This is a genomic window from Mumia xiangluensis, assembly GCF_010994095.1.
GTDB classification, from domain to species: Bacteria; Actinomycetota; Actinomycetes; order Propionibacteriales; family Nocardioidaceae; genus Mumia; species Mumia xiangluensis.
On sequence record NZ_WJYO01000002.1, the window covers coordinates 436,830 to 448,717 of the forward strand.

General features: G+C 71.4%; 10 protein-coding genes. 5 read left to right on the top strand and 5 right to left on the bottom strand.

From position 1 onward, the window contains the following. Nucleotides 1–18 precede the first annotated feature (18 nt). On the top strand, nucleotides 19–906 hold the full coding sequence (gene ligD, locus GH747_RS08230; protein ID WP_149769096.1) for a non-homologous end-joining DNA ligase: 888 nt from the start codon (nucleotides 19–21) through the stop codon (nucleotides 904–906). A 90-nt stretch (nucleotides 907–996) separates the two neighbouring features. Here ligD and GH747_RS08235 read toward each other — a convergent pair whose 3' ends face one another. Further along, nucleotides 997–1,941, bottom strand: a complete 945-nt coding sequence (locus GH747_RS08235) for a MerR family transcriptional regulator (RefSeq protein WP_163695403.1) — start codon at nucleotides 1,939–1,941, stop codon at nucleotides 997–999. A gap of 249 nt (nucleotides 1,942–2,190) precedes the next feature. Between GH747_RS08235 and GH747_RS08240 the strand changes: the two genes are divergently transcribed. Next, nucleotides 2,191–2,445: a WhiB family transcriptional regulator gene (locus GH747_RS08240; RefSeq protein ID WP_323740628.1), complete on the top strand. Its 255-nt coding sequence runs from the start codon at nucleotides 2,191–2,193 to the stop codon at nucleotides 2,443–2,445. 97 nt (nucleotides 2,446–2,542) lie between these two features. On the opposite strand, the gene GH747_RS08245 is transcribed toward GH747_RS08240, so the two are convergent. Together GH747_RS08245 and GH747_RS08250 are read right to left on the bottom strand one after the other, a co-directional pair. Then, nucleotides 2,543–5,497 (bottom strand): bifunctional [glutamine synthetase] adenylyltransferase/[glutamine synthetase]-adenylyl-L-tyrosine phosphorylase, encoded by a 2,955-nt coding sequence (locus GH747_RS08245; protein WP_149769099.1) that lies wholly within the window; start codon nucleotides 5,495–5,497, stop codon nucleotides 2,543–2,545. A 2-nt stretch (nucleotides 5,498–5,499) separates the two neighbouring features. Beyond that, entirely contained in the window at nucleotides 5,500–6,837 is a 1,338-nt protein-coding gene (locus tag GH747_RS08250; RefSeq protein ID WP_149769100.1) for a glutamine synthetase family protein, read from the bottom strand. A 146-nt stretch (nucleotides 6,838–6,983) separates the two neighbouring features. Between GH747_RS08250 and GH747_RS08255 the strand changes: the two genes are divergently transcribed. After that, a complete protein-coding gene (locus tag GH747_RS08255) occupies nucleotides 6,984–8,744 on the top strand; it encodes an NAD+ synthase (RefSeq protein WP_149769101.1) in 1,761 nt (586 codons plus the stop codon). A gap of 130 nt (nucleotides 8,745–8,874) precedes the next feature. Then, nucleotides 8,875–9,780, top strand: a complete 906-nt coding sequence (gene panB / locus GH747_RS08260; protein ID WP_163695406.1) for a 3-methyl-2-oxobutanoate hydroxymethyltransferase — start codon at nucleotides 8,875–8,877, stop codon at nucleotides 9,778–9,780. Between the two features lie 99 nt (nucleotides 9,781–9,879). On the opposite strand, the gene GH747_RS08265 is transcribed toward panB, so the two are convergent. Further along, entirely contained in the window at nucleotides 9,880–10,692 is an 813-nt protein-coding gene (locus GH747_RS08265) for a thioesterase family protein (protein WP_149769103.1), read from the bottom strand. 37 nt (nucleotides 10,693–10,729) lie between these two features. Beyond that, on the bottom strand, nucleotides 10,730–10,921 hold the full coding sequence (locus GH747_RS08270) for a hypothetical protein (RefSeq protein WP_149769104.1): 192 nt from the start codon (nucleotides 10,919–10,921) through the stop codon (nucleotides 10,730–10,732). 79 nt (nucleotides 10,922–11,000) lie between these two features. Between GH747_RS08270 and map the strand changes: the two genes are divergently transcribed. Continuing rightward, nucleotides 11,001–11,849, top strand: a complete 849-nt coding sequence (gene map, locus GH747_RS08275) for a type I methionyl aminopeptidase (protein WP_149769105.1) — start codon at nucleotides 11,001–11,003, stop codon at nucleotides 11,847–11,849. Nucleotides 11,850–11,888 lie beyond the last annotated feature (39 nt).

Genomic DNA, 11,888 nt, shown 5'->3' on the forward strand with positions numbered 1-11,888 from the left:
ACGTGTCATGGTGTGGGCATGGCGTCGAGCACTCTGGACGTGGACGGGCGGTCCCTCAAGGTCACCAACCTCGACAAGGTGCTCTACCCCGAGGACGGGACCACGAAGTTCGACGTGATCCACTACGTCCTCTCGGTGGCGGAGCCCCTTCTGAAACAGCTGGCGGACCGGCCGTGCACGCGCAAGCGGTGGCCCGACGGTGTCGAGAAGGACCCGTTCTTCGAGAAGAACGTCCCCCGCGGCACGCCCGACTGGGTACGCACGGTCGAGGTCGCGACGCCGGGCTCCTCGACCGGTCGCGACTCGCTGGTGTTCCCCATCGTCGAGCACCGCTCGGACCTGGTGTGGCTCGCGAACCTCGCGGCGCTCGAGCTGCACACGCCGCAGTGGACGGTCGGGCCCCGCGGCGGCGTGCGTGACGCCGACCGGCTCGTGATCGACCTCGACCCCGGTGAGCCCGCCGGCCTCGAGGAGGCGGTGGCCGTCGGCCACCTCGTACGCGATCGTCTCGACGCGGACGGGTGGCGGACCGTTCCGGTGACCAGCGGCAGCAAAGGGCTCCACCTGTACGCGTCGCACGGCCGCGACTCCTCACCCGATGCCCTGCGCGACTACGCCCGGGGCATCGCCGACGAGCTGTCTGGGAAGCACCCCGACCGTGTGCTGTCGGCCATGCGCCGCGCCGACCGGCGGGGCAAGGTCTTCCTGGACTGGAGCCAGAACGTCCGCGCGAAGACCACGGTCACGCCGTACTCGCTGCGTGGCCGGTCCCGTCCCTGGGTCGCGGCGCCGCGCACCTGGGACGAGCTCGACGACCCGGCGAGCGTCCGCCAGGTGCTGCTCGGGGACATGGCGGACCGCCTGGAGCGGTACGGCGACCCGATGACGGGGCTCGAGGCAGACTGACCGCCGCTCAGCCTGCGGCCGCGGCGCGGGCCTCGGCCCGCAGGCGAGCGCGGGTCGGCGCCGTTGTGGATCGCCGTCGCGCCGCCGGTCTCACCGACGCGCGACCGGAGTCTCCTGCATGAGGCCGAGCAGCCGGTCGGCCACCGCGAGCAGGTCGGGTGCCGCGACGAGCTCGACCTGCAGCAGGCCCGTGTCGAGCCCGACCCAGCCGGGGCCGCCGACGAGGACGGGCGTGTCCCCGGCCGACGCATCCACGGCGTCGACGAGCGCCGCGGTCGGCACGTGGCTCGCCCACAGGTAGACCGCGGCCGGCGTCACACGGTCGAGGAGCCCGAGCAGCGCGCTCGCGGGCACCTCGAAGCCGAGCGACAGGACCGCCACTCCCCTGCCGGCCAGCGCCGCCTCCAGCGCCAGCACGGCCAGCGACTCGGCCTCGGCGTCCACCGACGCGAGCACGAGGGGACGCCCGCCGAGGTACCGCGGCGCGTACGACCTCGCGACCGACCGCAGCTCGACCTCGAGCCGCTCGCGGATGACGCGTTCGGCCTCCTCGCCGAGCTTGTGGTCGGCGACGGCGAACGCCGCGTCCTGCAACGCCGGCGCCAGGACGTTGACCCAGGCGCCGAGGACCCCCCAGTCGCGGATCGTCTCGGCGAGCAGCGTGGTGAGCCCGACGACGTCGAGCGTCGCACCGGTGTCGATGATCCGGCCGACCGTCTCCGCAGGCGTCGCGATCACCTGCCCAGGCGCGCCGTACAACGGCTCGTCGGAGGCGAGCGCCGCGACCAGCCCGCCGGAGTCGAGCGACAGCGCGACCCGCGCCGCGGACTGCGCCGGGACACCGCTGCTCACGATGCGGTTCATCAGCTGGACGCGACGGATGTCGGTCTCGTTGTACCTCCGATGACCGCCGTCGGTGCGCCGGCTCGGCCCGATGCCGTAGCGGCGCTCCCACGTCCGCAGGGTGGGGGTCGCGACACCGACACGCTCGGCCACCGCCCCCACGCCCCAGAGGAGCTCGGATTCCTCGTCCATGCTCGTCTCCAGACCCCGCCCGGACAGGGATCCCAGTCCTGTCGGCTCGACGTGCATCACCGATGCCGACTCTCTTCCTTCGCCCACCGAAGGAGTATCTCGCTCCGAGTGTGACCCCCAGAAATGTAATCCGCCACATGGATCTTGTGCGATGAATCAGATTTGGATAAGTTCTGAACCAGTTGCATGCCGCGTTGTTCACTAGGGGGTACCAACATGGCAAGCATTGCCCGCCTTCCAATGCCTCTGATGGAGGCTTACGAATGGCAGTACGAGGGAGCGTGCCGTGAGGCCGACCCCGAGACGTTCTTCTCTCCTGAGTCCGAGCGCGGCCCTCGCAGGCACGCTCGCGAGCACCTGGCGAAGACGTACTGTGCACGGTGCACGGTGCGCGACCAGTGCTTGCAGCACGCGCTCAAGGTGAAGGAGCCGTACGGCGTCTGGGGTGGTCTGACGACAGGCGAACGGGCCGCACTCATCACTGGGGAGCGGTCCGCAGGGTAATGGATCGACCGAGATGGTCGGCCGGCCCCGCACCGGCCGACCATGACCCGGTCACCTGGACCTCGTAGGGCAACGCAGGGGGCTCAGCCCCGGCTGATCAGCCCCAGAACACGCGCTCGACGACCTGACGCGCACGTCGCGTCGTACGCAGGTAGTCGTCGACCATCTGCTCGCCGCCGTCGATGCCGCCGCCGAGCAGCCACGCGACGCCCGCACGGTCGTTGGCGTTCTCCGGCAGCGACGCGCCGGCGCGGTTGCGCAGCAGGACGTATGCGTTGCGGATCCGGCTCACGAGCCGCCACGCGTCTCCGAGCACGGCCGCGTCCTCGGAGCCGATCAGGTCAGCCTCCGCCGCAGCATGCAGCGCCGGGAGCGTCTCGGTCGTCCGGAGGCCTTCCACCGCGTGGGCGTGCTGCATCTGCAGCAGCTGCACGGTCCACTCGACGTCGGCGATGCCGCCTCGACCGAGCTTCAGGTGCGTCGCCGGATCCGCGCCGCGAGGCAGCCGCTCCGCGTCGACGCGTGCCTTGATCCGGCGGACCTCCTGCACGTCTGCCTGGGAGATGCCCTCCCCCGGCCAGCGCAACGGGTCGATCAGCGCGCGGAACGCGGCGCACAGCTCGGGGTCTCCGACGACCGGGGCGGCACGCAGCAACGCCTGCGCCTCCCACACCATCGACCAGCGGGCGTAGTAGGCGCGGTACGAGGCGAGCGTGCGGACGAGCGGACCGGACCGCCCCTCCGGCCGCAGGTCCGCGTCGACCTCGAGCGCCGGGTCCGGGCCCGCGGTGCCGAGGAGGCGACGCAGCTCGGTCGCCACGGCCGTCGCCGCCTGGCTCGCCGCCGACTCGTCCGCACCAGGCAACGGGTCGTGGACGAACATCACGTCGGCGTCGGAGCCGTACCCCATCTCCCGGCCCCCGAGGCGCCCCATCAGCACGACCGCGACGCGCGTGGGCAGCGACGTGCCGCGCTGCTGCTCGACCGCGCGCGTCGCGATGTCCAGCGCGGCCTCGAGGGTCGCCGTGGTCAGGTCGCTGAGCGCGTGCCCGACCTCGACCACGTCGACCCGGCCGAGCACGTCGGACATCGCGATCCGCGACAGCTCACGCCGACGCACGCGGCGCACGGTGCGGGTCGCCTCGGCAGGGTCGTCGTGGCGGCGCGCGGCCGAGCGGGTCTCGGTCACGATCCGGTCGTACGTCCGTGGCTCGAGCTCGTTGTCGTCACCCAGCATCGCCACCGACTCCGGCGCACGCTGGATCAGGTCGGTGACGTACGCGCTGCCGGCGAGCATCTTCGCGAGCTGCTCGGCGCCGCTGCCCTCGTCACGCAGCTTGCGGAGGTACCAGTGGGTCCCGCCGAGGCTCTCCGAGACCTTGCGGAACGCGAGCAGACCACCGTCGGGGTTCGGCGACTCGGCGAACCACGCGAGCATCGCGGGCATCAGCTGGCGCTGGATCGCGGCCGACCGGCGCATCCCCGACGTCAGCGCCCGCAGGTGCGTCAGCGCGGCACGCGGGTCGGCGTACCCGAGGGCTTCGAGCCTGGCCTGCGCCGCCTCCGGCGTGAGGTGCAGCGCGTCCGACGGCATGGCGGCGACCGCATCGAGCAGCGGGCGGAAGAACAGCTTCTGGTGGAGCCGCAGCACCTCGCGCCGCTGCGCCTGCCAGTCCTTGAGGAGGTTGCGTGCGGGATCGGTGCGGTACGCGAGGGTGCGGCCGATCATGCGCAGCGTCTCGTCGTCGCTCGGCACCAGGTGCGTGCGGCGGAGTCCGTCGAGCTGGATGCGGTGCTCGAACATGCGCAGGAAGGTGTAGGCCTCGGTCATCGAGGCGCCGTCGGTACGCGCGACGTACCCGCCGTCGACGAGCGCACGCAGCGCCTCCGTCGTCGACCGCACGCGGAGACGCTCGTCCGTCCGGCCGTGCACCAGCTGGAGGAGCTGCACGGCGAACTCGACGTCGCGCAGCCCGCCGGGGCCGAGCTTGAGCTCCCGGTCGAGCTGTGGCGCGGGGATGTTGTCGATGACCCGGCGACGCATCGCGCGCGTGTCGGCGACGAAGTTCGGGCGGGTCGCGGCGTCCCACACCATCGGCGCGAGCGCCTCGACGTACTCCCGGCCGAGCTCGGCGTCACCGGCGACGGGGCGCGCCTTGAGGAGGGCCTGGAACTCCCACGTGCTCGCCCAGCGCTCGTAGTACGCGACGTGGCTGGGCAGCGTACGGACCAGCGGGCCGTCCTTGCCCTCCGGCCGCAGGTTCGCGTCGACCTCCCAGATCGTGCCCTCGCGGGTGTGCTCCCCGCAGATCCGGATCAGCGTCGATGCCAGCCGCGTCGCGACCCGCGTCGCCTTCTGCTCGTCGGCGCCGTCGGCGGCCGCATGCACGAAGACGACGTCGACGTCGCTGACGTAGTTGAGCTCCCGGCCACCGCACTTGCCCATCGCGATCACGGCGAGACGGGCGGTCTCGGAGTCGTCGACCTCCTCGCGCGCGAGGCGCAACGCGGTCGCGAGCGTCGCCCCAGCGAGGTCGGACAGCTCGGCCGCCGTCGTCTCGTAGCTGCTCCGACGCGTCAGGTCACGGGCAGCGATCTGGAGGAGCTGGCGGCGATAGGCGACGCGCAGCGAGTCGCGGTCGGTCACGTCGCCGAGGACACGCTCGAAGGCCGCCTGGTCGCGCGGCTCCACCGGCATCGTCGACGCACGCAGGTCGAGCACCGCCTCAGGATGCAGCACCAGGAACTCCCCCAGCGCGTGGCTGCCGCCCAGCACAGCCACGAGCCGGGTCAGCAGCTCAGGGTCGGCCTCGAGGTGGGTGACGAGGTGCTCCCCCGTCCCGGCCCGCGACGCGAACGCGCCGGCGATCTCGCACAGGCGCCGCAGGGCCAGATCGGGATCAGCGCCCTGCGCGACGCGCTCGACGACAGCCGTCGACCGCAGCTCGCACTCCTCGAGCAGCGTCGCCGCCTCGTCGGGATCGGCGAACCCGAGGCGGGCGAGCCACCCCGACGTCGTGCGTACGCGCTGGGGCCTCTGGTCGTCCGGCACGCTCAGACCCGCGTGACCAGCCGGTCGAGCTCGAACTGGGTGACCTGCGTGCGGTAGTCGTGCCACTCCGTGCGCTTGTTGCGGAGGAAGAAGTCGTAGACGTGCTCGCCGAGCGTCTCCGCGACCAGCTCGCTGCTCTCCATCTCGCGGATCGCCTCGTCCAGGTTGCGCGGCAACGGCGCGATGCCGAGCGCACGACGCTCCGCCTCGGTGAGCGCCCACACGTCGTCCTCGGCCTCCGGCGGCAGCTCGTAGCCGTCCTCGATGCCCTTGAGGCCGGCGGCGAGCACCATGGCGAACGCGAGGTACGGGTTGCACCCCGAGTCGATCGCCCGGTGCTCGATGCGGGCGGAGCCGCCCTTGTGCGGCTTGTACATCGGCACCCGGACCAGCGCGGAGCGGTTGTTGTGGCCCCAGCAGACGTACGAGGGAGCCTCGCCGCCGAAGATCAGGCGCTTGTACGAGTTGACCCACTGGTTCGTGATCGCGGTGATCTCCGGCGTGTGCTGCAGGATCCCGGCGATGAACGAGCGGCCGGTGCGCGACAGCTGGTACTCGGAGCCGGCCTCGTAGAAGGCGTTCTCGTCGCCCTCGAACAGGCTCATGTGCGTGTGCATGCCCGAGCCCGGGTGCTCGGTGAACGGCTTCGGCATGAAGCTCGCCCACAGCCCCTGCGACAGCGCGACCTCACGGACGACCGTACGGAACGTCATGATGTTGTCGGCGGTGGTGAGCGCGTCGGCGTAGCGGAGGTCGATCTCCTGCTGGCCGGGCCCGCCCTCGTGGTGGCTGTACTCGACGGAGATGCCCATCGCCTCGAGCATCGTGATGACCTCGCGGCGGAAGTCCTGGCCGCCGCCCTGCGCCGTGTGGTCGAAGTAGCCGGAGTCGTCGACCGGGATCGGCCGCTCACCCGGGGCGGGCTTGCCCTTGAAGAGGAAGAACTCGACCTCGGGGTGCGTGTAGAACGTGAAGCCCATCTCGGCGGCCTTCGCGAGCGTCCGCTTGAGGACGAACCGTGGGTCGGCGTACGAGGGGCTGCCGTCGGGGAGCTGGATGTCGCAGAACATGCGCGCGGTGGCCGGCGTCTCGCCGCGCCACGGCAGGATCTGGAACGTCGACGGATCCGGCTTCGCCAGCATGTCGGCCTCGTGGACGCGCGCGAAGCCCTCGATCGCCGAGCCGTCGAACCCGATGCCCTCGTCGAAGGCGCCTTCGAGCTCGGCCGGCGCGACGGCGACCGACTTCAGGTGCCCGAGAACGTCGGTGAACCAGAGGCGTACGAAGCGGACGTCACGCTCCTCGAGCGCGCGCAGCACGAAGTCTTCCTGCTTACCCATGGGCCTAGTGTGCCCGTGAATCGTGACGGGCGGGTGAACCGGGTCCGCCGCGTCCGCCGCCCCTCCCCGATTTGTGGAGTTGGTCAAGGAATCCGGTCCGCAATTCCTGGACGAACTCCACAAATCGCGGACGCTAGGCTCGGGGCGTGCCTCAGCTGCGTGTCGCTCTCGCCCAGGTCAATGCCCGCGTCGGAGACCTCGACTTCAACGCCGAGCTCGTGCTCAGCCGCTGTCGCGAGGCCCACGCCGCGGGCGCGCACCTCGTCGTCTTCCCGGAGATGGTCCTCACCGGCTACCCGGTCGAGGACCTCGCGATGCGTGCCTCGATGATCGCCGCGTCGCGCGCGAAGGCCGAGGAGGTCGCCGCGCAGCTGGCCGAGGAGGGCCTCGGCGAGCTTGTCGCGATCGTCGGCTTCCTCGACCAGGCCGAGGGGGTTCCCGACGGTCCCGGCATCCCGAAGAACGCGCCGCTCAACGCGATCGCGGTCATGCACGGCGGCGCGATCGTCGCGCGCCAGTCCAAGATCCACCTCTGGAACTACGGCGTCGGCGACGAGATCCGCAACTTCGTCCCCGGCGACGTCCTGCACGTCGTGGAGATCCACGGCGTCGACGTCGCGGCCGTGATCTGCGAGGACCTGTGGCGTGACGGCATCGCCTCGGCGGTCCGCGCCGCCGGCGCCGGGCTTCTCGTCGTCCCCAACGGCTCGCCGTACGAGGCCAACAAGGACGACGTCCGCCTCGACCTGTGCACCCGCCGCGCGGTGGAGGGCGGCGTCGCCCTCGCGTACGTGAACCTCGTCGGCGGTCAGGACGAGCTGGTCTTCGACGGCGACTCGCTGGTCGTCGACGCCTCCGGCACGCTCGTCGCTCGCACGGCGCAGTTCGTCGAGGAGCTGATCGTCGTCGACCTCGACCTCCCGGCCGCACGGCGCCTGATGCCGCCGCCGGACACGCGGTTCGTCGGCCTGCGGGTCGTCCGCACCGTGATCTCGAGCGAGCCGGTCGCTCCGTACGCCCCGGTGACGCCGCCGATCCTGCCGCGGCTGGGCGACCTCGAGGAGATCTACCGCGCTCTCGTCGTCGGACTGCGCGACTACGTCGACAAGAACGGGTTCCGTTCGGTGCTGCTCGGCCTGTCCGGCGGCATCGACTCGACACTGTGCGGCGCGATCGCGGTCGACGCGCTGGGTCCGGAGCGGGTCTTCGGCGTCTCCAACCCCAGCGAGTACTCCACGGAGCACTCCCGCTCCGACGCCGCCGAGCTCGCGCGGCGCACCGGGCTCGACCTGCGCACGGTCCCGATCGCACCGATGGTCGACGCCTTCCAGGGTGCGCTCGGTCTGACCGGCCTCGCCGAGGAGAACCTGCAGGCGCGGGTGCGCGCCGTCGTCTGGATGGGCCTGTCCAACCAGGAGGGCCACCTGGTGCTCGCCTGCGGCAACAAGTCCGAGGTCGCGACCGGCTACTCCACGATCTACGGAGACGCCGTCGGCGGCTACGCCCCGATCAAGGACGTGCGCAAGACGCTCGTCTGGGAGCTCTCCCGCTGGCGCAACGCGTACGCCGAGGCGCGCGGCGAGCAGCCGCCGATCCCGGAGAACGCGATCAGCAAGCCGCCCTCGGCGGAGCTGCGCCCCGGCCAGCTCGACACCGACTCCCTTCCGCCGTACGAGATCCTCGACGGGATCCTCGACGCGTACGTCGAGCGTGACCTCTCCGCCGAGGCGGTCGTCGCCGAGGGGTACGACGCCGCGCTGGTCGAGCGTGTCGTGACCCTCGTCGATCGCGCCGAGTACAAGCGCCGCCAGTACCCGCCGGGCCCGAAGGTGACCCGCCGCAACTTCGGTCGCGACCGCCGGGTGCCCATCACGCACCGCTGGCGCGAGCACCTCGCCGACGACTGAGGCGTTTACCTCCGTGTAACGCATCACACACTGCGGGCCGAGCCTGAGGGGTTCGTCCGCCCGGTTGCTCCGTGGCACCCTGAAGAGGTCCGTGGACTCCATCGGGGAGCTGCGAGAACGAAGGATGATCATGTCCGAGAACCCCTCCGCCACCACAGGTGGCAGCCCGGCCGAGGAGCCAGCCCCGTACGGCACCGGCTCCCGCCCGTCCGCACCGGACGCAGCGACCGCTCCGGCGGCGCGCAAGCGCGTCCGGACCCACACGCTCGCGCAGATGAAGGCGCGCGGCGAGAAGTGGACGATGCTCACCGCGTACGACCAGTACGCCGCGCAGATCTTCGACGAGGCGGGCGTGCACGTCCTGCTCGTCGGGGACTCGGCAGCGAACAACGTCTACGGGTACGAGTCGTCGCTCCCCGTCAGCGTCGACGAGCTGATCCCGCTGGTACGTGCCGTCTCCCGTTCGGCCCCACACGCGTTCGTGCTCGCCGACCTGCCGTTCGGCTCCTACCAGGGCTCGCCGGAGCAGGCGTACGAGACAGCGGTGCGCTTCATGAAGGAAGGCCACGCCCACGGCGTCAAGCTCGAGGGCGGTGCAGAGATGGCTCCGCAGATCCGCCGCCTCGTCGAGGGTGGCGTCCCGGTGTGCGCGCACATCGGGTTCACGCCACAGTCCGAGCACGCGCTCGGCGGCTATCGCGTCCAGGGCCGCGGCGACGCCTCGCAGAAGACGATCGACGACGCTCTTGCGGTCGAGGAGGCAGGCGCGTTCGCGGTGGTGATGGAGATGGTGCCGGGCGACGTCGCGGCCGAGATCACCAAGCGGCTGCACATCTCGACGGTCGGCATCGGCGCCGGTGTCGAGACCGACGCCCAGGTCCTCGTCTGGCAGGACATGATGGGCCTCAACGCGGGGCGGCTCCCGCGCTTCGTGAAGAAGTACGCCGACCTGCGGACGACGATGCTCGACGCAGCTCGGGCGTACGTCTCCGACGTCGAGAGCGGTGCGTTCCCCGGCGAGGAGCACACCTTCTAGTCCCACAGCGGTGAGCCTGTTCCCGCCCGCTCGCCGCAGCGGTGAGCCTGGTCCCACCCGGCACGCTCGTGGTGGGACCAGGGTCACCGCCGATCGGGGTCAGCCCAGCCGGATGCCTGCGAGCTGCGTCGCCTGCGCGACCAGCCGGCCGGCGCTGTCCCAGACCGTGGTGGTCTCGTCGACGCGCTCGGCCTCGACGAGACCGGCGCGGTGCAGGATCGTCAGCGGTCCAGGCACGGGAAGCGCGCGCACGTACGCCGTCATCTCCAGGGTCGGCACCCAGCCCGTCGGCCGGACCTCCATGGTCGCGGGTGGAAGTGCGTCGACCGCGAACAGCAGCGCCGTCGTGTCGAACGGCGCACCGTCGAGCAGCTCGAGCCAGCCGCGCAGCTCGCCGGAGCCGCTGGGACTGCCGACCGCGAACCCGAGGCACGACGGGTCGAGCCGCAGGTCGATCTGGTCCATCAGCGGCACGCGCATCCCGGTGGGGCTGGTGCTCGGCACGCGCACCGCGGCATCGCGGTCGCCACTCGGGCGGCCCGCTGCGCCGGCGTCCCAGTACGGCGACGTCGCCTCGTCGAGATGACCGATCATGAACACCGCCTCGACGCACGCCTGGCCGTCCTGGCGCAGGGTGGCGCGCACGTGGTCGGCGCTGCGCCCCTTGCGGAGCACGGTCGTCTCGATCGTCACGGCGCCCGCGTCGGGCGAGTGCAGGTAGTGCGCCGACGCGGTGACGACGTGCTCGTGGCCCGCGCCAGCGACGGCGGCGCGGCCCAGCATCGCCAGCAGGTAGCCACCGTTGGGCTTGTTGGAGACACCCCACTGTGCATCGACGGTCGCGGCGTACTCACCCTCGCCGCACGGGTGGACGGCGCTCACGTCGTCGAACGGGCGGGGTGCAGCGGGCATCACGGGCTCCTCGGGGCGCGGCGGGATCGACGCCCCATCATCCACCCGGCGCGTCGTCGTTCCAGTCGGGGTCCTCGTCCCACTTCTCGTTGCGCTCCTGGGCGATCTCGAGCGCGCGCCCGGCCTCCTCGCGCGAGGCGTACGGGCCGAGGCGATCGATCGCCCGGCAGCCTTCCTCACCCTCGACCGCATGGTGCTTGATGCAGTAGTAGAACGTGCCGTCCGCCATCTCGACCTCCTTCCCCCATCCTGCCCGAGAGCGCCGACACGTGCCGACCGTGACGCGCGCCCCCACCTACACTCGATCCGTGACCGTGCTGACCGCCCACTCCCAGTCCCCTCGCCGCAGCGTCCCCCCGTCCGTGGAGGCCCCCGAGTACGTCGGCAAGACCGCGCCGACGCCGTACGACGGGCCGGAGGTCCGCAGCGCCGAGACGATCGCCGCGATGCGCGTCGCCGGACGGATCGCAGCGCAGGCGCTGGACGCCGTCGAGGCAGCGATCGCCCCCGGAGTGACGACCGACGAGCTCGACGCGATCGGGCACGCGTTCGTCGTCGACCACGGCGCGTACCCGTCGACGCTCGGCTACCGCGGCTACCCGAAGTCGTTGTGCTCGAGCGTCAACGAGGTGATCTGCCACGGGATCCCCGACGCTCGGCCGCTCGAGGACGGCGACATCGTCAACATCGACATCACCGCCTACATCGGCGGCGTGCACGGCGACACCAACAAGACGTACCTCGTCGGCGACGTCGACGAGGAGTCGCGTCTGCTCGTCGAGCGCACCGAGGAGGCGCTCGCCCGCGCGATCCGTGCGGTCAAGCCCGGGCGCGAGATCAACGTCGTCGGGCGCGTCATCGAGTCGTACGCGAAGCGGTTTGGGTACGGCGTCGTCCGCGACTTCACCGGCCACGGGGTGGGGCCGGCGTTCCACGACGGGCTGATCGTCCCCCACTACGACGACCCGCGCTACGACACGGTCATCAAGCCCGGCATGACGTTCACGATCGAGCCGATGCTGACCCTCGGGACGATCGAGTGGGACATGTGGGACGACGGCTGGACGGCGACGACGAAGGACAAGGCCCGTACGGCGCAGTTCGAGCACACGCTCCTCGTCACCGGCACGGGTGCGGAGATCCTCACCCTGCCGTGATCTACGACGCAATGTCGTAGCCGGTGACGGACTCCGCCT